This is a genomic window from Aliinostoc sp. HNIBRCY26 (assembly GCF_050235535.1).
Taxonomy (GTDB): domain Bacteria; phylum Cyanobacteriota; class Cyanobacteriia; order Cyanobacteriales; family Nostocaceae; genus Trichormus.
The window spans coordinates 957,204-982,706 of record NZ_CP189852.1; the positions used below are offsets into that span (position 1 = coordinate 957,204).

Here is a 25,503-nt window from a genome sequence, read left to right on the forward strand (position 1 = left end):
ACAAAAGGCTTGATGGCGACTGTAGGGCAATTTTGTGAGAAGTTTATATAGGGGATGTATCCCCATAAGTTTTTTGAATTTATTCCTTGAATATTTCAAATTTCACAGATTTATAACATACACTAGGGGGTTTTGAGTAGAAAAGACAAAAAGCTTGTAGCGTCTGGTATGGGAAGTGGCAAAGGCTTCAAGATTTTAGCATAGAGCGGGGCATGGGGTATGGGGCATGGGGCATGGGAGACAAGGTAGGAGATGAGAAAAACTGTTCCCTGTTCCCTAATGACTAATGACTAATGACTAATGACTAATGACTAATGACTAATGACTAATGACTAATGACTAATGACTAATGACTAAACTAATCGTAATTTGTGGTGCTACTGCGACGGGGAAATCTGGGTTGGCTTTGAATTTGGCGATGCGGTTGGGTTCTGTAATTCTCAGTGCTGATTCTCGTCAGGTTTATCGTGAGTTTAATATTGGGACTGCGAAACCGACTTTGGCGGAACAAGAATTAGTTCCTCATTATTTGATAGATATCTGCGATCCCCAGGAAACAATGACGGTAGCAGACTATCAAGAACAGGCGCAAAATTTAATTAATTCTCTTGGTGTTTCTCCACTGCTACTTGTGGGGGGTACTGGCTTATATATTCGCTCGATTGTACAGGGGATGAAGATTCCTAAAGTTGCACCGAATTATGAATTGCGATCGCAGCTCGCATCCCTGGGACAAAATACACTCTATAGTATGTTGCAGCAAGTTGATCCTACGGCTGCAAAAAAAATTCATCCCCATGATCCCGTGCGGACTCTACGAGCTTTAGAAGTATTTTATGTGACGGGAATTCCCATTTCTGAGCAGCAAGGAGAAAATCCCCCGACTTATCCAATTTTGCAAATTGGACTAGATTGTGATGTGGAAAAATTAGCACAACGTATTGCTAAACGTACTGCACAAATGATAAAAGATGGTTTAGTGGGAGAAGTTGAATATTTGTGTCAAAAATATGGTGCTGATTTACCTTTATTAAATACTTTAGGCTATCAAGAAATTAAACAATACTTAAACGGAGAAATTTCTTTAGATATAGCTAAAGAATTAACAATTTTACATACAAGGCAATTTGCTAAACGCCAACGTACTTGGTTTAGAGCTTATCCTCAAATTGAATGGTTTGACAATAATGATCCTAATTTATTGGATAATGTATTGCAGCGTGCAGAAAAATTTATTACTTATGATTGATTGACTAGTGTGCGATTCAAGAGTTTTGCAATGAAAATTCAAATAAATACATTATTAAACATCTCAGTTTTATTTAATATATTCTTTATGAGCTTAACTGCTTTTTTTATTTATAGGAGAGGAGGTGTAGTATACATATATCAAAAAATGGATGAATTAATTCATAATCGTCATAAATATAACGCTTCAGTGTATTACCACCACAAAACCAGTCAATTTGAAATGTTAAGCCACTCCAATGAAAATATTATTTTCTTGGGAGATAGTCTGACGGATGAGGGAGAATGGTTAGAATTATTGAATAACCCCAAAATTATCAATCGTGGAATTGGTGGAGATACGATAGAAGGAGTTTTAAATCGTATCGATAAGATATTAGATTTAAAACCAGCAAAAATTTTCTTAATGATAGGTATTAATGATTTGGCATCTCAACATAAATCATTAACAGATGTGTTAATAATATACAAAGTTTTACTAACAAAGATTCAAACTGAATCACCACACACAAAAGTTATCATTCAAAGTCTTTTGCCTGTAAATAATGAGAAAGGTTTCTTGTACGACAACTCTCTGATTATGCAATTTAATGCAGAGCTAAAAGAACTAGCAAAAGAGTTTAGTTATGAATACATAGATATATTTTCTCAATTATCTGACAATAAAAATCAGTTAGATAAAAAATATACATTAGATGGAATTCATCTAAATGGACAAGCATATTTAAAATGGAAAGAAACAATTGAAAAATATATGGAAAATGACTAAAAAGTCAGTAAATCTTAGTAAATATTTGTAGCTAAAATAGCGCAGGTGAGAAGAAAGTTTCCAGCTTCAGCGCATCAATCCTAAGTTTTTCCCCACCGACTTACTGAATTTTAGAGTTAAAATAATCAAGCCTTGGAGACAGTCCAGTAGGCAGCCCCTAGCCCCGTAAACAAATACAATTCATTATATGAACGCTACACAAGAACAACTAAAGGCAAAACTTGAACAGGCTTTGATGGCTGCTTTTGGCGATGAGTACGCCGGAGTAGATCCGATTTTAGTTCCTGCTAGTAATCCTAAGTTTGGTGATTATCAAGCTAACGTGGCTTTGTCGCTGAGTAAAAAATTAGGGCAGCAACCACGGGCGATCGCCTCTGCTATTGTTGGAAAATTGGATGTGTCGGAAATCTGCGAAACTCCAGAAATCGCCGGGCCTGGTTTTATTAATCTCAAACTGACAACAGCATACTTAGAAGCACAACTTAACGCCATTCACGCAGATTCTAGGCTTGGTGTTCCCACCGCCAAACACCCACAACGGGAAATTGTTGATTTCTCCAGTCCGAATATTGCTAAAGAAATGCACGTCGGACACTTACGCTCTACTATTATTGGTGATTGTATTGCCCGGATTCTAGAATTTCGCGGACATGATGTATTGCGTTTGAATCATGTGGGTGATTGGGGTACGCAATTTGGGATGTTAATTGCTTACCTACGGGAAGTTTATCCTGAAGCATTAACTACTGCAAATGCTTTAGATATTGGTGATTTAGTGAGTTTTTACCGCCAAGCTAAACAACGGTTTGATGCAGATGAAGCCTTTCAAGAAACTGCACGCCAAGAAGTAGTGAGACTGCAAGCAGGCGCAGAAGATACGCTTCATGCTTGGAAATTATTGTGTGAACAATCACGCCAAGAATTTCAAGTAATTTATGATTTATTGAATATCAAATTAACTGAACGTGGGGAATCTTTTTATAACCCTTTACTTCCAGGAGTTCTAGTAGAGTTAGAAAAATCTGGTTTATTGGTGGAAAACCAAGGCGCGAAATGCGTTTTCTTGGATGGATTTACTAACAGAGAAGGTGAACCTTTACCTTTAATTGTACAGAAATCGGATGGTGGTTATAACTACGCCACAACAGATTTAGCTGCACTACGTTACCGCATAGAAAAAGACGAAGCTAAACGAATTATCTACGTTACTGATGCTGGACAAGCCAATCACTTTGCTCAATTTTTCCAAGTAGCACGGAAAGCTGGATGGATTCCCGATGATGTGGAATTAGTTCACGTTCCCTTCGGTTTAGTATTAGGTGAAGACGGCAAGAAATTTAAAACCCGTTCTGGTGATACTGTGAGACTGCGGGATTTATTAGATGAAGCTGTTACTCGCGCGCGTACTGATTTAGAAGTGAGATTAAAAGTAGAAGAACGGGAAGAAACAGCCGAATTTATTGACAAAGTAGCTGGGGTAGTTGGTATCAGTGCGGTGAAATATGCGGATTTAAGCCAAAACCGTACTAGTAACTATGTTTTCAGCTTTGATAAAATGCTGGATCTCAAAGGCAATACCGCGCCTTATATGTTGTATGCTTATGCTCGGATTCAAGGAATTAGCCGCAAAGGTGAAATTAACTTTGCAGAATTAGGCAGCAATGCCAAGGTAATATTGCAGCATGAAACAGAATTTGCTCTGGCGAAATTCTTGTTGCAATTAGGTGAAGTGATTAGCACCGTGGAAGAAGATTTACTCCCTAATCGTTTATGTGAGTATCTTTATGAGCTAAGTAAAAAGTTTAATGTGTTTTATGACCGCAATCAAGGAGTACCTGTATTAAATGCAGAAGAACCACTGCGGACATCCCGCTTAGTTTTATGTGATTTGACAGCAAGAACTTTGAAACTCGGTTTATCTTTGTTGGGGATTCAAGTATTAGAGAGAATGTAGGTTTAGAGAATGCGATCGCTTGCTGCTACATGGAGTATCCCCTAAACATTTTAGAATGAATCATGTAGAGCAGCGATCGCCTTTATTGATTAATCAATTTATTTTTGAATTTTGAATTTTGAATTTTGAATTGTTAACGCTTATCCTCTGTTCCCAGTCCCTAACCCCTGTTCTAAGAACTCACAGACTTGCTCTAATGAGTCTAAAACTTGGTAGGCTAAACATTTAATTTCTGGTGATGGTTTTTCTATATCGGGAATCATAATTGGGTACATTCCTGCGCTGAAAGCAGCTTCTATACCTACACATGAGTCCTCAAATACTAAGCACTCCACAGGTGCAATATTAATTCTGCGACTGGTTTCTAAATAGATATCTGGCGCAGGTTTCCCTTGAGCAACATCTTCACTCGTAACAATAGTAGTAAAGTATGGCAAAATACCTGCATTGGTAAGACGGCGGATAGTGCGATGACGGGATGTACCTGTAGCTAAAGCAATAACTATACCGGAATTATTTAACCAACGCAGTAAATCTAATACCCCTGCTTTTAATGGTAAACCTTCTTGAAGTTCTCGGCGATCGCCAATTTCAATTCGCTGTGCTGTCACTGACTCAAAGGGAAAACTACCCCCATATCGTTGTTTGAGAATTTTTTCTCGCCAAGATAAATCCCGCCCCACAAACTCAAAGTAAAAATCATCACTCATCAGATAGCCATGACTAGCTAAGGCTTGCTTCCAAGCCCAGCGAGCAATGCTTTCTGTGTCAAACAGTAACCCATCCATGTCAAAAATAGCAGCTCGGATATTCGGTAGCACACTTAATCCTCTATTTACACCTTGACAACACTTAATTACAGCAGATAGTGAGTGAGATACAACCTTTAAGAATAGAATTCATACACCAAGAAAATCTAGCTCCTGTTCCCTGTTACACCTATAAGTAGAACCACTGGAAGAACCCAGCTTATGTTAAGCAATGTAACAATACTAGAATTCAGTTCTTAGTAAGGACTTTAGTCCTTTTCTGTTCGCGGAAGTTTCGGAGAGAGAACTAAAGTTCTCACTACAAACCTTTAATTATTTACCATGTTCTACTTACACAATTATGCTCTTCATAGGCAAAAATAAATTTTATGTCTATTTATCAGCAAATTCTAATTTAATTATGCACATCTATAGTAAATCATTTAAGTACAAAAAGACCCCCGACTATTTGAATTTGTCGGGGATCTTTGACTAAATATTTTCACCGATAAAATCTGATTAACCGACAGAATCTAGATTGATTTTAACAACCTTATTCTTTTCCTCTTCCGCTTTCGGTAAGGTCAAATGCAAAATACCATCTTTGTAATCGGCTTTGACATTAGTATTTTGAATACGTGCAGGTAAAGGAATTACACGTTGGAATTTACCATAGTGGAATTCACTCTTGATTTTACCTTTCTCTTCTGTCTTGGTTTGAGATTTCCGTTCACCGCTAATATATACGGCTTTGTCGGTGACTTGCAAATCAATGTCTTTACCTTCTACACCAGGAATTTCTAGTTTTAAGTAGACTGCATCATCTGTTTCTTGTAGTTCCGCAGCAGGAACTTTAGTTGCAGTCCGATCTAAAATTGTTGTGCTTAACATATCTTCGTCAAAAATGTGATTGAGTTGACGTTGAATGGTGTTCAGTTCTTGCAAAGGATTCCAGTGAATAAGTGCCATATGTTTCACTCCTATGAGAATTAAGTTGTGTTTAACTGAATGTTTATTGTTTGATTTGTTCTCATCTTATTCAGGAATACTGTAGGTGTAAATTCGGTTTTTATCACCTGGGAAATGATGATTACCGAACTCATCTAAACGTTACGGTAAACCCGTTTTATCTGGTTCGGTAAACCCTACAAAGCCAGATAAATAAGTCTCATTCCTATATATAGAAATACGACTTGTTTACAGAAATCATAGTTCTTAAGTAGAGAACAGTGGAATTTACGGGGATATCATTAATTCATGTTTCATTAATTCTCTGTCATCTAAATAGCAGAACTACTGATTAAAATTTTCATACAGTAGAGATTGACAATAACAACGATATTCCTGTCAAAGATTCGCAACAAATATGTTAATTAATTGGATTTACTTAATAGCAGCAATATTGTTTGAAGTCTTAGGCACAACCTGCATGAAACTATCTGATGGTTTCAGAAACTTAATTCCTTCAATCTTGATATTTGTATTTTATGGTTGTGGTTTTACTTTCTCTACTCTTTCCCTAGAGAAACTTGATGTTGGTGTAGCTTACTCAATTTGGTCTGGTTTAGGCACAATGTTAATCGCTAGCATTGGCATTATTTGGTTTCGTGAATCGATGTCACTCACCAAATTTATTTCTATTGCTTTAATTGTGATTGGTGTCATTGGCATTAATGCCAGCAAATAAAATAAAAAAACCTCATTCATCCCAAATTGAACGAGGTAATGAACAGAGGAAATCAACAAGAGTTTATCTATTTAAAGTGCATATTCAGCACTTTGAAGTAGCAAGCAACGCCTCAAACCATAGCAGCAGACTTAATCTAGTCTGGCTGCTTTTTTTGGAGAGCAACCAGGATATGCTGCGCTAGATTGAAACAAGCGATCGCTTAACTGTCAACACTCTATCAAAACCCATCTAGCCTTTGTCGCCACTTTGACAAATTTTTTCGCTATAAAAATTCAACAACCTTTTTGTAGATATCACCAAAGATAGAAAATGTATAAAATTATTAAAGATTCCAGCAGTCTTGGGATATGAAGCTGTAATAAAATAACGAAACCTACCTGTTGATTACAGTTAACCAACACGCAACTAGTCATATCCAAGGGATTGGAGACTGGGTATTGGGGACTGGGGACTGGGGAGATAAGGAAGACAGGGGAGAGAAAACTAATAACTAATGACTATTGACTATTGACTAATAACTAATTAAAACAATGTCTCCATTCGGTATTGCTACCAGCCATCTTACTCACACCCTAGAAACAGGAACAGCGAAGCTTTGGTTGTTGCTAGTGGGAGTTAACCAATACCAAGATGAGAGACTTCCCTCGCTACGTTACTCGGCTGTTGACTGTCAAGGGTTAGCTGCGGCTTTAGCTGATGCAACACAAGGTTTTCCCCATAAACAAGAATGGGTTCATCACGATTTTGTCCCCCAACAGCCCCTATTATCTAAAGTCCGTGATAGTTTAAACCAAATCGTCAGCACAGCCGAATCACAAGACACCATATTATTTTATTTCTCCGGTCACGGAATGCTAGAGCCAAACTCCCAACAGGCGATTTTGTGTCTAGCAGATACCCAAACTGATGATTTACTCCACACAGGTTTAAGCTTACAAGAACTTTTGCAACTTTTAGGGAATAGTCAGGCACAAACTCAATTAGTTTGGCTAGATGCTTGTCATAGCGGTAGCCTTACCTTCAGAGGTGCAAGAGGCGACACCACCCAGTCTGCTGTTCCTAACCCCACTCCCCAAATAGTGGAATTACTTCGCCATAGAGCCAAGCAAAGTAAAGGTTTTTACGCTCTACTATCATGTGACACTAATCAACAGTCATGGGAATTCCCAGAATTGGGACACGGAGTATTTACCTATTATTTAATGCGGGGTTTACGCGGTGAAGCGGCGGATAGTCAAGGTTTAATTGATGCGGACGGGCTTTATCGTTATGTTTATCACCAAACTAAACAATATATAGAACAAACTAACCAGCAATTACGGCTAATTAACCAACAAAATCGCACCAGAGGCGACAACAAACTTTATTCGGAATATCCCCTACAAACGCCTAAACGCATTGTAGAAGGAGTAGGTGAGATTATTCTTGGGGTGAAACCTGCATTACTAGAAGTTGCTGATAGCAGACAAGCGTTAATTATAGAAGGATTAGCTACCAATCAGACTGTTTTGGGGTTAAGTAAGCTATTGCAGGCTGTGGGAAGTTTTGCAGTTGAGTATTGGCCTCGCACTCATACCAGCCAAGATTTACAGACAATAATTCAAACCTGTTTACACACCATAGAATCAGAACGGCAAACTCAACCGCAAAACTTAGCCACGGTGCTGTTATATTTGCGGGGACGTTTAGCCGCCACAGAAGCGGGAGAACCTATTTTATTGTTGGGAGAAGATACCCGCTTGAGTCGTTCTTGGTTAAGACAACAACTCAGACGTTCTCTCTATAACCAACAAATCATTATTTTAGATGTGCTGACTGATAGTCAAGGAACTGTCAAAGATTGGGTAGAAGACCTACAACTGGGTTTTGAGCAAGGACAATGTATTATAGCGGCGGCTTCATCCCCAGAAGACTCCGAACAATTTGCCCAAGCTTTATACTCTACTTTGCAAGCAGCCCAAGCACAACCGAGTTTATCAGCTGCTAGCTGGATTAGCCAATTGCAACAAATTTGGACAGCAAATTTACTCCCTTTACAGATTTGGCTATCTGGTACTCAGGGAGTGATTGAAATTATTCCCACTGTCAGTCATAGGAGTAATCAGACACCAGCTAGCATTGATTTAGGCATCTGTCCTTACTTTGGATTACAAGCCTTTACTGAAGAAGATGCACAGTATTTCTACGGAAGGGAAACCCTCACCCAACAACTTCTAGCTGAGTTAGAGAAAAAATCCTTTCTGGCGATAGTTGGGGCTTCTGGGAGTGGGAAATCTTCTTTAGTACAGGCGGGTGTGATGGCGCAACTGCGTCGAGGTAAACAATTACTAGGAAGTCAAGATTGGTGGGTGAGAAGCTTTCGTCCTGGAAAACACCCTTTAGAAGCTTTATCGCGGCGGATGGTAGATAGGGGAACTGAGCGAGAAAAAGCCTATCAGCAAATGCAGTTAGAAGGGATTTTATATCAAGGTGCGGAAGGATTCACCCATTGGGTGCATCAGCGACCTGAACCAATGGTAGTTTTAGTAATAGACCAATTTGAAGAGTTATTCACTTTAGCAGCTAGCGAAGACAGGCAAAGATTTCTAGAAATCGTCTTGGGAACAGTCGAGAAAATCCCAGAGAAATTTAAGTTAATGATTACCCTACGGGCTGATTTTATTTCCCCTTGTTTGGAAGTCGCAAAATTAGCTCAATTATTACAAAAATCTAGTGTTTTATTACCACCTTGCTTAACTAAAGAAGAATATCGCCGGATTATTATTCATCCGGCGGAACAAGTGGGTTTAACGGTAGAACCGGAGTTAGTAGAGGTATTATTACAGGAATTAAATTACTCTCCTGGCTATTTACCATTATTGGAATTTGTTCTAGAGCAGTTATGGGAATATCGGGAATGTGGTGTAATTCCTTTACAGGCTTATCAGCAACACTTGGGCGGAATTAAAGGGGCGTTAGAAAAGAAAGCCCAAGCAGTTTATGAAAGTTTAGAACCGGAAGTGCAAGAATGTGCTAGATGGATTTTTTTAGCTCTAACACAGTTAGGAGAAGGAACAGAAGATACTAGGCGACGGGTAGGAAAATCAGAGTTGGTGGTGAATAAATATCCGGTGGCCTTGGTAGAGAGGACATTGCAGATATTAACGGCGGCTAAGTTGGTAGTCGTGAATGTGGAAGAGGGACAAGGGGGACAAGGTAGACAAGGGGGAAAAGAGGAATTTTCTACATTATTGAGTTCATCGCCTGTGACGATTGAGGTAGCCCATGAAATTATTATTCGTCACTGGTCAACGTTACGCTGGTGGTTGGAGGAAAATCGTAGTAGATTGCGATCGCTACGGCAAATTGCACAAGCTGCTCATCTCTGGGTACAAAATGACCATCAAGCCGACTTTCTTTTACAAGGTGTACGGTTAGCAGAAGCGGAAGAAATTTATATCAATTACACCGATGAACTATCTTTAGATGTCCAAAATTTTATTGCGGCTGGTTTACAAGCTAGACGACAACAGCAACTCAAAGAACAAAATCGTCTCCGACAAGCACAACGGGCTGTAGCGATTATCAGCACCTTGGGGTTAACTGCTTTCGGTTTAGCTGTACTTGCTTACCAACAAACTCAAAAAGCCCAATTACAAGAAATTCAAGCCCTCAATTCCCTAGCCGCTAACTACTTGCTTTCTCATCAGCAATTAGAAGGACTCGTAACCAGTGTACAAGCAGGTAAGGAAGTACAGAAAATTAACCTGGGCTTTCCGCCAGCAGTCCGCAGCCAAACTGCAACTATATTGCAACAAGCTGTTTACACTACCCAAGAACGCAACCGTTTACTGCATAATTCTTGGGTGACAAGCGTGAGTTTTTCCCCCGATGGGGAAGTTTTAGCCTCTGCTAGTGCAGATAACACAATTCATCTGTGGCGCAGTGATGGAAAGTTACTCAATACTCTTACAGGTCACAATGATGGGGTCAATAATGTAGCCTTTTCCCCCGATGGGGAAATTTTGGCTTCCGCTAGTGCCGACGGTACAATTAAACTCTGGAATCGTAGCGGTAAATTACTCCATACCTTGCAAGGCCATACTCAAGGTGTTAATAGTGTGAGTTTTTCCCCAGATAGCCAAACTATAGTTTCTGGTAGTGCTGACAATACAGTGAAACTATGGAGTCGTGATGGTAGATTAATACTTTCTCTACCTGGACATACTGGGGCTGTGAATGCTGTTAGCTTTTCGCCGGAGGGTGACACCATTGCCTCAGCCAGCGATGACGGAACTATGAAACTGTGGAGTATTGACGGACGGACATTAACAACAATACCCGCCCATACCAAGGAAGTAAACAGCGTCAGTTTTAGTCCCGATGGTAAAACCATTGCTTCCGCTAGTGCAGACCACACAGTTAAACTCTGGAGTCGTGATGGTACTTTACTGAGAACTTTGGAAGGACATCAAGAAGGTGTGTGGCGAGTGATTTTTTCTCCCGACGGACAGATGATAGCAACTGCCGGTGCTGATAAGAAAATCATTCTCTGGTCGCGAGATGGGAGTATTTTAGGAACATTCTTAGGACATACTCACGAAGTTAATAGCCTCAGTTTTAGCCCAGATAATCGGGTTTTGGCTTCGGCTAGTGATGATAACACTGTCCGACTCTGGAATTTAAATAGAACCATACCCAAAACTTTTTATGGACATAAGGGTAGTGTGAGTTATGTGAGTTTTATTAATAATGGTGATACATTAATTTCTTTGAGTGCTGATAGCACCATGAAGTTTTGGAACTTAGACGGACAGATCACCAAAACCTTCATTTCACCCATTCCTGATGTTACCAGTGTGAGTTTTAGTAGCGATCGCAATTTAGTCGCCTTAGCTAGCACTAGTCAAGGTATCCAAATTCGCAACCAAGACGGGACTTTACTCCGTACCCTGCAAAGTCCTAACCATTGGGTAACGACGATGAGTTTTAGTCCAGACAATCAAATTCTCGCCTCTGGAAGTGCAGATAAAACAATTAAATTGTGGAGTGTGGATGGTCGTTTACTCCGTACTTTGTCTGGACATAACGGCTGGGTGACAGATATTAAATTTACTCCCGATGGGAAAAACATTATCTCCGCCAGTGCCGATAAAACCATCAAAATCTGGAATTTAGATGGTCAATTACTGCAAACACTCAAAGGTCATAGTGCTAGCCTCTGGAGTGTAGCGATTTCTGCTGATGGTAAAGTTATTGCTTCAGGTAGTCAAGATGCGGCAGTAAAACTGTGGAGTATCGAAGGTCAACTGTTACACACCCTACAGGGACACACAGATTTAGTGTTGAATGTCAATTTTTCCCCCGATGGTAAAACCCTCGCTTCTGCTAGTGATGACGGCACTATTAAACTGTGGAATGTCACCAACGGAACTTTATTAACTACCTTCCAAGGACATCAAGGCAGTGTGAGGAGTGTGAATTTTAGTCCCAACGGTAAACTACTCGTCTCTGGAGGACAGGACACAACAATTAAATTGTGGAATTTAGACGGGATAGAACTACAAACCTTAGATGTAGATCAATTACTCAATCGAGCTTGCGATCGCCTTAATGATTATCTCACTACTAACCCTAGTGTGACTCCTGAGAATTATCAGTTGTGTTTCGGAGAGTAGGGAGGTAGAGGGCAGGGGAAGAAATAAAACCAATTCGCAATTCGCAATTCGCAATTCGCAATGATGCTCTCGCCCCGCTACGCTAACGCAATTAATTCAGCCACCCACAAGGGGTGGGGGTTTTAACCTATCTTTATTCCGATAAAATAATTTGAAGATTTAAAATATCATAATTCCCCCTTCCCTGGTAGGGAAGGGGGTTAGGGGGTTAGGTCTGGCGTTACTTGATTAATATCCAATCAAATGCAAGACATCACGCAGGACACTATAACCTGCTAAATCCCACAATAAATAGGCGAGAAAACCAATCATTGCTAACCGACCATTCCAAATTTCTGATTGGGGTGTCCAACCAAATAAAAAAGCGTTGCGGTCTACACCATTGTAAGCATTAGCAACTGGTGGTAAATCCGTAGTAGAACGAGTTTCGCGAGTTTCCATTTTAGTCTCCTAACTATTTAATCTATTTAGACTGTTTTCCTCACTTTTGTGATTACTAAATGCACCAACAATGCAAAATTCATCACCAGATTCCAACTCAAAAGACCTGAGAAAATCTGACTGATTTTGAATTAGTATTAGTAACCAATTAGATGTAAAACATCACGCAGGACGCTATAACCTGCTAAATCCCACAATAGATAGGCGAGAAAGCCAATCATCGCTAACCGACCATTCCAGATTTCTGCTTGGGGTGTCCAACCAAATAAAAAGGCATTGCGATCGCGTCCGTTATACTCTGTAGCAATTGTTGGCAGATTACTACTGGAAGAACGTGTTTCCATTTTTTTACTCCAAACAATTTGTTACTTAACTTAACTTTAGCTAGCGATTATGTGATTGCTTTCTGTCAATAGATACAATCTCTGCACACTTCTTGCGGACGATTACTTGCAGCATTTTTCTGGCATCAAATCCATCTTCTGGAGGTGATGAAAATCATGTTTGTAAATAAATGTAAATTTTAGTGTGTAACTGTAATAAAGCCAGTTAATTCCTGAAATAAATAATTCCTGGGAAATTATTAAAAAAATAACCTTTTTGTTCTGAAATATTCGGCTTTATTTAGTTATTATTTTCTCATTTATAGAAAATAAACCGATATAAAAAATAAACTTCTATCTCGCGTCAGATATGCTTTCAATCTTTAGGGAGATGATTTTAGTTGTTAATTTTCAGGATTCTAATAATAACCAAAAATGTAGCCAATACCCATAAAAACATACTTAAACCACCATTGCTACTCACAAACTAATTAACCAAATTTTCTAACCGACTAGTGCAAGGAAATACAATGTTGTTTCAAAGTACAGATATCATTACGGCACTCTACAAGCCTCTATTGTGGGTGGCACAAGCCCCAATTGATCCTAATCCCTCTAGTGTGTCACCAGCACAATTATCTTTGTTGACTTCGGGGCCACGCTTTTTTGTGGCTTTACTATCGGGCGTAATTTTAGCCTTTGCTTTCCAATTGGTATTAACTAATCTCTCCGTTGCGGCGGGGATTTCTTATTTGGGTCGTCCCTCTGATTCTAGTGGTGATTCGGAGGGCAGTTTGGGCGGTACAATTCGCAAAATTGGTACGGCTGTAGGACTTTGGACATTGATTTCTGTCACCATTGCCTTATTAATCGCCTCATTTCTCTCCGTCAAATTAAGCCTTTTGGTATTTGACCCCAGACTAGGGGCAATTCTAGGTTTGGTCATTTGGGGTGCGTACTTTCTTTTATTAGTATGGGTGAGTTCTACTACCGTTGGTTCATTAATTGGTTCGGTAGTGAATACCGCCACCTCTGGTTTTCAGGCGATTATGGGGACAGCTACCGCCGCCTTGGGTGCTAAGGCGGTGAATCAGCAAGTTGTTGCCACAGCTGAAGCCGCCGCCTCTGCGGTACGTCGGGAATTAGGCAGTGCAATTGACCCCATCAGTATCAGAGAAAACATAGAAGATTATATTGAAAAGCTGCGTCCACCAGAATTAGACGTAACTCATATTCGTCGGGAATTTGAAAATTTACTCCAAGATCCACAACTCAGAGGAATTGCTGCTAGTTCTGATTTGCGTCATATTGACCGCCAAAAGTTTGTGGAGTTAGTTAGCAGTCGCACAGATTTATCTAAGCGAGATGTTAACCGCATTGCTGATAGTTTATATAGTGTGTGGCAACAGGTGATAGGTCAGCAACAACCGATGCAAGACAGCCTGAGTGAATTGGTAAACTATCTCAAAACTCTCCCACCAGGACAAACCAAAACTGATGAACTCAGTGCCAAATTAGACAGATTAATTGCAGAACTGCGTCCAGGTAAAGGCGAGGAACAAAAAGCAGCCCCAGGGCCAATTCAAAGTACACTACAACAGGGATTATCGGCTTTAACTGGGGTAGTTTTAGGACGGGCTGATTTATCAGATTTAGATGTGGAAAAAATCTGGCAGGCTTTGACCACGGCTAAGGAAAAAGCTACAGTCCAAGCTGATAAATTGGGATTACCCACACCTTCGAGACCCTACAGTCCCATTCGCGCTGATGTGGAAAACTATCTACACACCACCTATGCTTGGCAATTGAGTGAAGAAAGAATTGCCCAAGAATTTCGGGATGTGATCTACGACCCAGCCGCCGACCCTGGAACAGTGCGGCGGGAACTAGAAAGACTCTCTCGCCAAGATTTTGCGAATATTCTCCAAGATAGGGGATTACTCACTCAAAGCCAAATTCAACATATTAGCGATCGCCTAGAAGCAGTCCGTCAGGAAGTATCATTACTAGTGACGGCGGAGGAAGAAAGGGAAATCTCTCAGGATTTAGAACGGCGAGTTGAGAGTTATTTACTAGTGACAGCCAAGGCTGATTTGACCCCAGAGGGAATTGAACGGGATTTTAAACCCCTGATTGCAGACCCTGATGCAGACTATGAAACTATTTCCCGACGGTTGGCGATTCTTGACCGTCAAGAAATGCAAAAAATCTTGCTGCAACGCAATGATCTTCAGTTTTATGAAGTTGAACGCGTTTTGGATGACATAGAAAAACAACGCGATCGCGCTTTGATAGAATCCAAAAACTTGGGAGAACAAGCCAAATATCAAGCTGAAACTCTCTGGTTAAATATTGAATCATATCTGCGTAACACCGATAAAGCCGAGTTAAACCCTGATGCTATTCGGGCTGACCTGAAAACCTTACTCGCCGACCCCCAAGCCGGTATTGCCGCCATCCGCGCTAGGTTGTCTCGGTTTGACCGTGATACCTTAGTAACATTACTGAGTCAACGGCAAGATATCAGTGAGGAACAAGCACAGCAAATCATCAACACGGTCGAAGACTCTTGGCACAGCATCCGCCACACACCCCAAGCCGTAGTTGACAAAGCCAAAGCCCAATATGATTCCGTAACTACCACCATCGCCGATTACTTACGCAGCACAGGTAAAACAGAACTCAACCCCGAAGGAATCCAACGGGACTTAAATCGACTGTTTGAAAATCCCAGTGAGGGAGTTGTGGCTTTGCGGCGGCGGTTGTCGCAAGTAGACAGAGATACCTTAGTGAAATTATTGAGTCAGCGTCAAGACTTGAGTGAAGCCCAAGTTAATGAAGTCATTGACTCCGTGCAAACTTCCCTTCGCAATATTGTGCGCGCACCCCGTCGCCTTGCTACCCGCACGCAACAAAGAGTCCAGAACTTCCAAACTTATCTGGAATCATATTTACGTTACACTGGCAAGGAAGAATTGAACCCAGAAGGTATCAAGCGGGATATACAATTACTTTTGCATGACCCAGCCGTCGGGATGGAAAGTTTAAGCGACCGCTTGTCACATTTCGACCGTTCCACAATTATCGCCCTATTGAAAATTCGCGAAGACCTCAGCGACCAAGAAGCAGCGCAAATTGCCGATAATATCATCGGTGTACGTGATCAATTTGTGGAACAAGTGCGGAGTATTCAACGCCGAATTCAAGATGTAATTGATGGAATTTTTGCCAGAATTCGTAACTATCTCAATTCCTTAGAGCGTCCCGAACTCAACTATGATGGTATTAAGCATGATATCCGTATAGTATTTGAAGACCCGCAGGCAGGATTTGAAGCCTTACGCGATCGCCTCTCATCCTTCAATCGTGAAACTCTCGTAGCCATCATGAGTTCCCGTGAAGATATTTCCGAAGCCGATGCCAATCGGATTATTGACCAAATCGAACGCGCCCGGAACACAGTCCTACAACGTGCTGAACGCCTACAACACGAAGCCCAACGCCGTCTAGAAGAAGTCAAACACCAAGCCCAAAGACAAGCCGAGGAAACCCGCAAAGCCGCCGCTTCCGCCGCTTGGTGGTTGTTTGCCACAGCAGTAGTATCCGCCATTTTCTCAGCTTTCGGAGGCGCGATCGCTGTTGTCTGGATTTGACATCTACAAAAAAAAGGGAACGGGGAACAGGGAATAGGGAACAGGGAAAGAAAAAAACTTTAGTTGTGGGTTTAACGCCCGCTAAAAACTTCGTCATTCTTTCAATCCCACACTTTTAAGTGTGGGATTTCCTATTGCCCGTTCCCTGTTCCCTAACCCTACCAAAGAACTTTGTAATGTCTAATATTCACACCAATTCACTAAAATTCTGATACAGATTCAAACCCAGAAACCCTTGTCAAGTCAGGATTTATCAATTGCGAATTGCGAATTGCGAATTGCGAATTGCGAATTGGTATCACACCTCCGCCGGGTGATATTCCTGCTGTCTTTCTACAAAGGTTTGCACCCGTGAACGATAATCCCTCACTGTCTCATCTACCCAATCACGTTCGTTACTGTTAGCATACAGATGTACTAAAGGTTCACTGGCATCTGGTAAAACTAATAACCAACTGTCATCAAAGGGTTGCCGAATTTTCACACCATCGATGAGTTCAAGGTTTTGGGCGGGGTGAGTTTCTACTAAGTAGCGCATCAATGCACCTTTAGCCGACCAAGGACAGCGTATAGTGTGGGTTTTGTGGATGACGCGGGGTAATTCTGATCTTACCGTCGCCAGCGATCGCTCCTGAATTGTCAGCATTTCGATAATCTTGGCAATGCAGAACATGGAATCAAAGCCAGGATGCAGTTGCGGGAAGATAAAACCAGTGTCACCGCTACCGCCCAACACCACATTAGAATTTTTCTGGCAAGCTTCCATTAAGGCTGTTGCGTTGGCTTTGGTGCGAATTACCCGGCCATCATGACGACGGGCGACTTGTTCCACTGCACTCGATGAATGCACCGGTACAACTACCGTACCTCTGGGGTTAGAGGTGAGAATCATATCAACCATCAGTGCGGTTAACAGTTCGCCACGAATGGGGAAACCAGACTCATCAACTAAGATGAGTTGTTCACCGTTGGCTGATACCTGCACACCAAAGTTAGCTTTTAAGGCTTCCACCACATGACCCAACTGAGTTAATAATGCTTCTCTATCAGTGGTAGATACGGCATTTTTATTCAAGCTGGCATTGAGAACTACCGCATCAGCCCCAAATTTGTCTAACATTTGCGGTAAAACAGCCCCTGAGACCGCATACACGTAATCAATTACCACCTTAGCCCGACTGTTGCGGAGGGTGGAAACGTGCAGTAGTTTCTCAAAGGCGGTGCAGTAGAGGTCTATGACTTGGCTGGGGTAAGCGACATCACCAATTTCATGGCTGAGGGCGCGGCGCATATCTTCTTTAAAGAAAGCCCCTTCAATTTTCTTTTCTTGGGCTTTGGAGATATTAATCCCTTTTCCATCCATGAATTCTATCAGGATGTAGTCTGGGCGATCGGGATGTACCCGTACATGAATTCCCCCGGCGATTTTCATGGTGGGGATGACTGTCCGGGCAATGGGAATAGCTGTAGAATCAAGGTTTTGAACATCTATACCCACTGACATTAACCCCGCAATTAGTGACCTAGTAATCATGCGGGAAACGTTGCGTTGGTCACGGGAAACGGCGACTTTTGATTGGGGTTTTAAAGTTGAACCGTAAGCAGCCCCCAATTTCACGGCAAATTCTGGGGTAATGTCGATGTTGGCTAATCCTTGTACGCCCCGTTGCCCAAATAAGTTACGTTGGGCAGTATTACCCCAAATTAAGTTAATGTTTAAAATTGCGCCGGATTCAATTTTTTTACTCGGCCAAACTCTCACACTAGGGCTAATTTGGGCTTCTTCGCCAATGGTGGACAAAGAACCAACCACCGCCGCTTCTAAGACATGGGCGCGACGGTCTACACGGGTTCCACGGGAAATCACACAAGCACTCAATTGGGCTTCGTCACCAATGATTGCACCATTCCAAATGATGGGACGCTTGAGATTAGCATCTGCACCTATGGTGACATTATCCCCAATGATCGTTCCGGCCTCAATTTGGACTCTCGCACCGATGCGGCAGTTACTCCCAATCATCGCTGGAGTTTCGACATGGGCTGAGGGGTCAATGTAGGTGTTTTGTCCCACCCATAAGCCAGAAGTCTCTTCTTTGTAGGCGAAATCTAATTTGACCTTTTGTTCTAAAGCATCGTATTGCGCTTCCCGATAGGCATCTAGGTGTCCGACATCACACCAATAGCCTTGAGCGATGTAACCATACATTGGTTCATCTTTGGCTAACAGTAAGGGGAATAAATCTTTAGAAAAGTCGCATTCTGTATGGTCTGGGAGATACTCTAAAACTTCAGGTTCGAGAATATAAGTACCGGTGTTGACGGTATCCGAGAAAATTTCGCTAGTTGATGGTTTTTCTAAAAAGCGTTTAATTTTACCTTCAGCATCAGTAATTACTACACCAAATTCAATGGGGTTAGGAACTCTGGTTAAGATTAAAGTTGCTTTTGATTGTTTTTGTTTATGAAAAGCGATCGCAGCTGTTAAATCAAAATCTGTGATACTATCACCACTAATTACTAAAAAAGTTTCATCCAAAAGTTCGGCAATATTCTTTACACAACCTGCTGTCCCCAAAGGTTGGTCTTCTTCTACGGCGTAAGTCATTTGTACGCCAAAATCGCTGCCATCTTGAAAATAATCCCGCAAAACATCAGGTAAGTAATGCAGTGTGGCAATCACTTCTGTGATTTGATGTCTTTTGAGTAAATTGATAATATGTTCAGCGATCGGTCGATTGAGAATCGGCACCATCGGTTTTGGTAGATCACAAGTTAACGGGCGAAGTCGCGTCCCTGAACCGCCTGCCATCAGCACTGCACGCATAAATCCTCCTTAACTTTTTGCAACTATTAGCTGCTTGTAAACCCGTGAGAGTGTATTGTGTTTTTGTCCAGTTTCCTACAAACACTGATTGAGAAGGAACTTCCGCTAGAAACATCTAACAGGTAATAAGTATCAGTGCTGTTTGTATAGGGTTGGCGAGACTTACGGTAGACTGTGCCTACCCTAAAAAATCAACCTTATGCAACACTCGCTACTAAATGAAATTCCGACTACTCAGGTTTAATTATGTTAGCTACCAGCAGCTTACCAAGCAACCAGGCAGAAGGAAAAAGTAATATAGAAAATCTTTAACACTGTGCCACAAAAAACACACAGTACAAGAGAAAACCCAAAAACAGAATATTTTGGTCTCTCTATTATGCCCCATGACGGCAGTTGCTCAACTTGAGGAAATACCAAGACTGCACTGCTTCCCCCATGCCCTATGCCCTATGCCCCATGCCCCATGTCCCATGCCCTATGCCCTATGCCCCATGCCCAGTTCCAACCGTCTTCTCTATTAGAGATAGAATATTTACATAATGTAGTATGTTTTAGCTTGAGTGTAGTCACTAACTAACGGAGTTAATACCCATGTCTAAGTTAATTATTTTGGGTTTAATTGTAATTTATGTGGGTGGTGTCTGGAAGTTCTGGAACGGTTTCACCAGAACTAATTTCAATCAATCTTTTGCTAATCGCATCAGTTTAGCTTTGCTATGGCCTGTCTTATTTATAGCTAATAAATCTTATCGTAGTAACTTCAGAAAAGCTCTGAAGGGTTAAATTAGCAGGGTAATGATTTTCTACTTTCAGACCCTATCTTCCACAAGAAAATAGGGTCTGAAAATTGGATTATTCTATTTTAGTTACACAAAATCAACAATCAGTTTCAGTGTTGGTTGCAGGGAAATTATCGTCTAGGTCTATTGTTACGCCAGATATGCACTGCTGTACCTGCGGCTGCACCGTTGACAGCATTATTTAGTGGTTTGTTGCATCGACCTCTACCACCAATTACTACTCCTGTCAATGTACTAGCACCAGCACCAACGGCAATATCTTGGCCTACATTACGACGACGGGGATTATTTCTTAAACCATTAGCACCATTCACCGCCGCACCTGCTGCTGCACCCTTGGCCGCATTTCTCACTACATTACATCCTGTCAACAGTCCGGTAACTGCACCAGCACCAGCACCAACTAGGGTATCTTCTACAATTCTTCTATCAGCAGCAGCAGGCTGTGCTGGTAGTAAAGTCAGACTGGCTAAACTTGCAGCCATGAAGCTTGGTAAAAATGCACGTTTGAGGGTTTTTTTCATAAGTCTCACCTTGTGGGAACACCTACATTTACAGCAAAATCATGCTTTTGCCATTGCAGATGTATATAGATGTTGTTATTCAGAGTATAGACAACTGCGACTATTTTAATGTAGTCACTATATCTCATCATGGCAATTACAAAATAGCAATTTCATCTACTAAAAGCCAGAGTTTTTTAATATTTATTAAAAGAATATTCCTTTGATAATTTTAAGCACGTCCTGAACAACGTATGTTTTGCAAGGGTTTAAGCAATACTTAAGTCTTAATTCTGTGTTAATTTGACTGTTCAGAGCAGAATCATATTAACAAGTGGACAGTAATAAAACTGGCACATAAAAAGATGTTTTATGCGCCGACATGATGAGTTGTAGCAGCTTTAAAAAGCTTGAATCCACTCTTTCACTGAGTATTCAGTCCAAATACCATTTTGCCAGTAGGGATCATTTTCAACTAATTGGCGTACAGTGGCTTCGTCTTCCGCTTCGTAAAGAGCAAAAACTTTGGTGACATCTTTGGTAGGGCCAATTGTAATTAGCACACCAGATTCTTTTTGTTTAGCTAAACCGGCTAGATGTGCATCACGATAAGGTGCGCGTTTTTCAAGAACATCTTCGCAGTAAGAACCCCACATGACATATTTGGGCATGATGACTTTAGATTGATTAACTACCTGTTGTCATCTTATGGGAAAACGGCATTGGCGCGAATAAGCTATTTGTTATGTATTGCTTTTCCTTGGTTTTAGCCAGGCAAAAATCTGTGTAACAGTTAAATTCAATTGTAAAAATTCCGGTACAGGTAAAACTTCATCCCCAGTCATTTCTATAGGTTGTTGTCCTGGCAAAAAGACTAACATCAAACGTTCATCTGGATCTATTAACCAGCCTAATTTAGTGCCGTGTTTTAAACAGTGAAGAATATTTGTAATTACCTTAGTGGTGTTTTGTTCTGGGGAAAGAATTTCAATTGTCCAGTCAGGATAAATTCCAAAGGTATTTTCAATTTCCCCATTCACATCAAAGGGAATTCGTTCCCAAGCAAATACGCTTACATCTGGAACTATCGAACGTCCGCCATAGACACTCGCAGAGTGGCTTCCCGCAGGGTACGTGCAGCGTAATTCTGGGAAGGCTAGGGCAATTTCTTGTGCTTCAGTTGCTTGGTTAACTGCATTACAAAGTTTTAGTTGTAGGCGGGAGTGTTTGCCTTGTGGCATTGGTTTTTGGTAGATACGACCATCTATATATTCACTAGCAGGTTTAGTTTCTGGTAGTTTAAGGAACTCTGCTAATGAGATTGATTTTTGCAGCGTGGTTGACATAGCTTTGTCAATGCCATATTTAGTTGAAATTTTAGCATTGTTCAGTTTTGGATTTTTTGGGTGTGCCTATTCTCCTGAATTTTGCTGCTGGAAATCACTTAATATTTCTTTACCTTTCCACAGTTTATGCTGCATTGACATTGTGAATGTATTGCCTGACATTGTGAGTGTATCGCTTGACCTTGTGAATGTATTGCCTGACATTGTGAGCGTATTGCCTGACATTGTGAGCGTATTGCTTGACATTGTGAGTTTATTGCTTGACATTGTGAATGTATCGACTAACTTTAAAATACTTGTGTGTAAACAGTAGCTTGTAGGAAAGAGTAGCAAGAATCAAAGTAGTAGAGACGTTGCATGCAACGTCTCTACAGTTACAAGGGAGAGGTTTGGAGAGGGGTTGCTTTTAACTTCTGAGGTTAACGCCGAATTTCTCAACTAAGGCTTCGCGGACTTTGTTGTGAACCGGCTCAACTTCGGTATCGGTGAGGGTACGATCGCTTGCCCGATATACTAGACGAAAGGCTAAACTGCGTCGTCCTTGGGGGACGTTTTCACCGCGATATTCGTCAAACAGTTCTACAGACTCTAGTAAGCCTTTACCAGCTTTGTTTATCGCTTTTTCTAGTTCGGCGACGGAAACTTTTACCGGTGCGAAGAAAGCGATATCGCGATCGCTGGCTGGGTAGGTAGAATAGGCTTTAAATGCGGGGACGAGTATTTCGTCTTGGTCTATTGCATCTAACAGCACGTTTAAGTCTAACTGGAAGAGGTAAACTGATTCTGGTAAACCTTTATCTCTGCGAATTTGGGGATGGAGTTGTCCGAAGATACCTAAACTATTACCACGAATCCATAATGAGGCGGTGCGGCCTGGGTGCAGGCGTGCGTCACGGCAATCGGGTTGATATTCTACTTGTATGCCTAATTGCTGGAAGACGTTTTCTAAAATTCCCTTGGCTTCAAACCAGGTCATGGGTTGTTCTTTACCGCCTTTTGACCATTTGCCCAGGGTTCTATCTCCACCCATGATACCAGCGATCGCATCTTTTTCTAACAAGCCCTCTTCTTCTTGCCAGAAAATTCGCCCAATTTCAAAGCCATTGAGAGAACCGTTACCTTGTTCCAGGTTGTATTGGAATGCGTCGATTAAACCGGAGATTAAATCGGTACGCAAAGCGGAATATTCGGTGAATAGGGGGTTACTTAAAACGATTTGTCGGCTATCCCCTGGTTTAACTAAAGAGTATTGCATTAACTCCGTTAAACCCTCCGCCCGTAAGGTGGCGCGTAACTTGCGGGTTAATTCTTGTTCTACAGGTAAATAACCAGCTTCGGCTTTGTCTGGTAAGGTATCACAGAAGTTATCGTAACCGTAGAGCCGGGCGATTTCTTCAATTAAATCAATTTCCCGTTCTAAGTCGCGGTAGCGATAGGGGGGAACGGTGACGTTCCAAACTTTTTCGCCTGTGGTTGTGAGTTGACAACCCAAAGCGGTGAGAATTCTTTCTACGTCTTGTGCTGCTAATTCCCCAGTATCACCGGAAATTACAGGCCCCAACAGTTCATTTACCCTGTCTAACCGCAGAGAAATGGAACGACTCCAGGTAGAGGGGTCAGGACGGGTATCTGCAATTTCTTGGTGGACGATAACACCACCAGCTAATTCTGTCATGAGGGACAAAGCGCGACGACAAGCCACTTCTAATTCTGCACGGTTGACACCGCGTTCATATCTTCCTGAAGCTTCGCTTCTTAAACCGACACTGCGGGAAGAACGCCGAATGGCGACGGAATCAAATAAAGCTGCTTCTAATACTAGGCTTTGTGTTCCGTCGTGGACTTCTGTTTCTTCGCCTCCCATTACCCCCGCTAAAGCCACGGGTGTATTGTTGGCAGTGATTAATAAATTTTGAGTGCTTAAATTGCGGGTTTGTCCGTCTAGGGTTTTGAGAGTTTCGCCGGAGTTAGCAAAACGCACACCAATACTGAGGTTTTCACTACCACCGACGGATTTTAAACGGTCTTTATCAAAGGCGTGTAGCGGTTGTCCCCATTCTAGTAATACATAGTTAGTAATATCTACGACATTATTAATGGGACGCACTCCCGCCGCCCGCAGACGTTGTTGTAACCATTCGGGGGAAGGGGCAATTTTCACATTATCAATGACTGTGCCGATGTAAGCCGGACAAGCTTGAGTATCAGCGATTTTTAAACTCAACGCCCCAGTATTTTGAGATATGGAGATTTCCCCAGGTGCGGGAATGCTTAACTTAGCTGTGGTTAAAGCTGCAACTTCCCGCGCTATCCCCACCATACTCAACGCGTCTGCACGGTTAGCGGTGGCGGTGACATCTAAAATTACGTCATCTAAACCCAATAGTGGACGCACATCACTACCCAAGGTCATATTTTCTTCTGGGAAAATATGAATTCCATCGACATCGGTGGGTAAACCGAGTTCCTTTAAAGAACAAATCATTCCCTGAGATGGAACACCGCGCAGTTTGGCGGGTTTGATTTTTAAATCGATATTGGGTAAATAAGTTCCTGTTGTCGCTACGGGAACATAGATATCAGCCCGGACGTTAGCAGCACCACAGACAATATTTAAAGTTTCCGCCGCACCGATATCGACTGTGCAGACACTTAGTTTATCAGCGTTGGGGTGGGGTTGACGCTCAAGCACTCTTCCCACTACAACGCCGTCAGCCCATGTGCTGCGGTCTTCAATGTCTTCGACTTCAAACCCTGCCATTGTCAAGGTTTCGGCTAGTTCCGTGTGGCTTAGTTTTATCTCTACCAGTTCCCGCAGCCAATTTAGAGAGATTCTCATGGAGTGTGCTTGTTTTCAGACTTTTACTCTAATGTTAGGTCGCCTCTGGTGTTTTGAGGTTTTCCCGTTCACCATCGTACTACGTTAGTTATTAGTCAATGGTCATTAGTCATTAGTCATATAGTCAATAATCATTTATGTGGGTTGAATGATTTCTAATATCATCTCGTAGGACAAGCTATCTAACTCTGATCTCTCTACTACTACCTCATAACCGAAATCATAGGCATCAAAGCCCTCATCCGTTAAGCTTATACGGTACTGAAAAGCCTCAATAAAATCCTCAGTTCCGTCTCCGTTCTCATCTTCGGGGGTAATGAAGTCTATGTGCTGGGGTTCTATATCGTACATACCGTTGATTGTTATGGTAATCATAGCTGGTTAAAGTTTTTGTCCCCTTGCTGGGAAGAGGCGGTGTTTAACTCGTTTACCTGAGTTTGAACTCAAAGATGGTGCTTGGTTGTTTTCATCCCCTTGCGGGGAAAGGGTAGTGTGTAACCGTTGAATCAGCAAAAGCTAAACTTAAAGCTGATGGTGGGATCAAACTGTTTCCGTCCCCTTGTGGGGAAAATGGTGGTGTTTAACAAAAAAGAAGGCAAACTTGGCAGAAGTGCAAGACGCAATAGAGCAATGTTTCCGTCCCCTTGCGGGGAAAGGGTAGTGTTTAACAGGGTAACGTTAAGAAGCCCATAAGTGAACTC

The 25,503-nt window shown here is 41.7% G+C and carries 17 protein-coding genes and 1 CRISPR repeat array (1 of these 18 cut by a window edge); of the genes, 7 read left to right on the plus strand and 10 right to left on the minus strand.

Annotation, left to right across the window (positions count from 1 at the left end; all coding sequences use genetic code 11):
* The first annotated feature begins 349 nt into the window (after window positions 1-349).
* The 3 genes from miaA to argS all read left to right on the plus strand — a co-directional run bounded on the left by miaA (window position 350) and on the right by argS (window position 3,971).
* The gene (gene miaA / locus ACQFX9_RS04095) at window positions 350-1,249 is read left to right on the plus strand and encodes a tRNA (adenosine(37)-N6)-dimethylallyltransferase MiaA (RefSeq protein WP_427160822.1); all 900 of its coding nucleotides are present in this window, start codon (window positions 350-352) and stop codon (window positions 1,247-1,249) included.
* A 30-nt stretch (window positions 1,250-1,279) separates the two neighbouring features.
* Window positions 1,280-2,017 (plus strand): GDSL-type esterase/lipase family protein, encoded by a 738-nt coding sequence (locus tag ACQFX9_RS04100; RefSeq protein ID WP_427160823.1) that lies wholly within the window; start codon window positions 1,280-1,282, stop codon window positions 2,015-2,017.
* A gap of 187 nt (window positions 2,018-2,204) precedes the next feature.
* On the plus strand, window positions 2,205-3,971 hold the full coding sequence (argS, locus tag ACQFX9_RS04105; RefSeq protein WP_427160824.1) for an arginine--tRNA ligase: 1,767 nt from the start codon (window positions 2,205-2,207) through the stop codon (window positions 3,969-3,971).
* Window positions 3,972-4,111: 140 nt separating this feature from the next.
* Here the strand turns inward: argS and ACQFX9_RS04110 are convergent, their stop codons facing one another.
* On the minus strand, window positions 4,112-4,792 hold the full coding sequence (locus ACQFX9_RS04110; protein WP_427160825.1) for an HAD family hydrolase: 681 nt from the start codon (window positions 4,790-4,792) through the stop codon (window positions 4,112-4,114).
* A gap of 447 nt (window positions 4,793-5,239) precedes the next feature.
* Window positions 5,240-5,689, minus strand: coding sequence for an Hsp20/alpha crystallin family protein (locus ACQFX9_RS04115; protein ID WP_427160826.1), 450 nt, complete (start codon window positions 5,687-5,689; stop codon window positions 5,240-5,242).
* Between the two features lie 397 nt (window positions 5,690-6,086).
* Here ACQFX9_RS04115 and ACQFX9_RS04120 point away from each other — a divergent pair, with 397 nt between their 5' ends.
* Window positions 6,087-6,407, plus strand: a complete 321-nt coding sequence (locus ACQFX9_RS04120; RefSeq protein WP_427160827.1) for a DMT family transporter — start codon at window positions 6,087-6,089, stop codon at window positions 6,405-6,407.
* A 533-nt stretch (window positions 6,408-6,940) separates the two neighbouring features.
* Window positions 6,941-12,067, plus strand: a complete 5,127-nt coding sequence (locus ACQFX9_RS04125) for an eIF2A-related protein (RefSeq protein WP_427160828.1) — start codon at window positions 6,941-6,943, stop codon at window positions 12,065-12,067.
* A gap of 228 nt (window positions 12,068-12,295) precedes the next feature.
* Here the strand turns inward: ACQFX9_RS04125 and ACQFX9_RS04130 are convergent, their stop codons facing one another.
* Window positions 12,296-12,508 (minus strand): chlorophyll a/b-binding protein, encoded by a 213-nt coding sequence (locus ACQFX9_RS04130; protein ID WP_103139964.1) that lies wholly within the window; start codon window positions 12,506-12,508, stop codon window positions 12,296-12,298.
* 137 nt (window positions 12,509-12,645) lie between these two features.
* Window positions 12,646-12,852 (minus strand): chlorophyll a/b-binding protein, encoded by a 207-nt coding sequence (locus tag ACQFX9_RS04135; protein ID WP_427160829.1) that lies wholly within the window; start codon window positions 12,850-12,852, stop codon window positions 12,646-12,648.
* A gap of 512 nt (window positions 12,853-13,364) precedes the next feature.
* Between ACQFX9_RS04135 and ACQFX9_RS04140 the strand changes: the two genes are divergently transcribed.
* Window positions 13,365-16,484: an MFS transporter gene (locus ACQFX9_RS04140; protein WP_427162789.1), complete on the plus strand. Its 3,120-nt coding sequence runs from the start codon at window positions 13,365-13,367 to the stop codon at window positions 16,482-16,484.
* Between the two features lie 298 nt (window positions 16,485-16,782).
* Here ACQFX9_RS04140 and ACQFX9_RS04145 read toward each other — a convergent pair whose 3' ends face one another.
* Window positions 16,783-19,311, minus strand: coding sequence for a sugar phosphate nucleotidyltransferase (locus ACQFX9_RS04145; protein WP_427160830.1), 2,529 nt, complete (start codon window positions 19,309-19,311; stop codon window positions 16,783-16,785).
* A gap of 594 nt (window positions 19,312-19,905) precedes the next feature.
* Here ACQFX9_RS04145 and ACQFX9_RS04150 point away from each other — a divergent pair.
* Window positions 19,906-20,097, plus strand: coding sequence for a hypothetical protein (locus tag ACQFX9_RS04150; RefSeq protein WP_427160831.1), 192 nt, complete (start codon window positions 19,906-19,908; stop codon window positions 20,095-20,097).
* A gap of 127 nt (window positions 20,098-20,224) precedes the next feature.
* Here ACQFX9_RS04150 and ACQFX9_RS04155 read toward each other — a convergent pair whose 3' ends face one another.
* The 5 genes from ACQFX9_RS04155 to ACQFX9_RS04175 all read right to left on the minus strand — a co-directional run bounded on the left by ACQFX9_RS04155 (window position 20,225) and on the right by ACQFX9_RS04175 (window position 25,177).
* A complete protein-coding gene (locus ACQFX9_RS04155) occupies window positions 20,225-20,638 on the minus strand; it encodes a hypothetical protein (RefSeq protein WP_236142190.1) in 414 nt (137 codons plus the stop codon).
* Between the two features lie 380 nt (window positions 20,639-21,018).
* Window positions 21,019-21,288, minus strand: a complete 270-nt coding sequence (locus ACQFX9_RS04160; RefSeq protein WP_103140240.1) for a YciI family protein — start codon at window positions 21,286-21,288, stop codon at window positions 21,019-21,021.
* A 72-nt stretch (window positions 21,289-21,360) separates the two neighbouring features.
* Window positions 21,361-21,963, minus strand: a complete 603-nt coding sequence (locus ACQFX9_RS04165; protein ID WP_427160832.1) for a Uma2 family endonuclease — start codon at window positions 21,961-21,963, stop codon at window positions 21,361-21,363.
* A 406-nt stretch (window positions 21,964-22,369) separates the two neighbouring features.
* Window positions 22,370-24,802, minus strand: a complete 2,433-nt coding sequence (gene pheT, locus ACQFX9_RS04170; RefSeq protein ID WP_427160833.1) for a phenylalanine--tRNA ligase subunit beta — start codon at window positions 24,800-24,802, stop codon at window positions 22,370-22,372.
* A 135-nt stretch (window positions 24,803-24,937) separates the two neighbouring features.
* Window positions 24,938-25,177: a hypothetical protein gene (locus tag ACQFX9_RS04175; protein WP_427160834.1), complete on the minus strand. Its 240-nt coding sequence runs from the start codon at window positions 25,175-25,177 to the stop codon at window positions 24,938-24,940.
* Window positions 25,178-25,434: 257 nt separating this feature from the next.
* Window positions 25,435-25,503: direct repeats of the CRISPR family, unit length 38 nt; it runs 435 nt beyond the window's last position.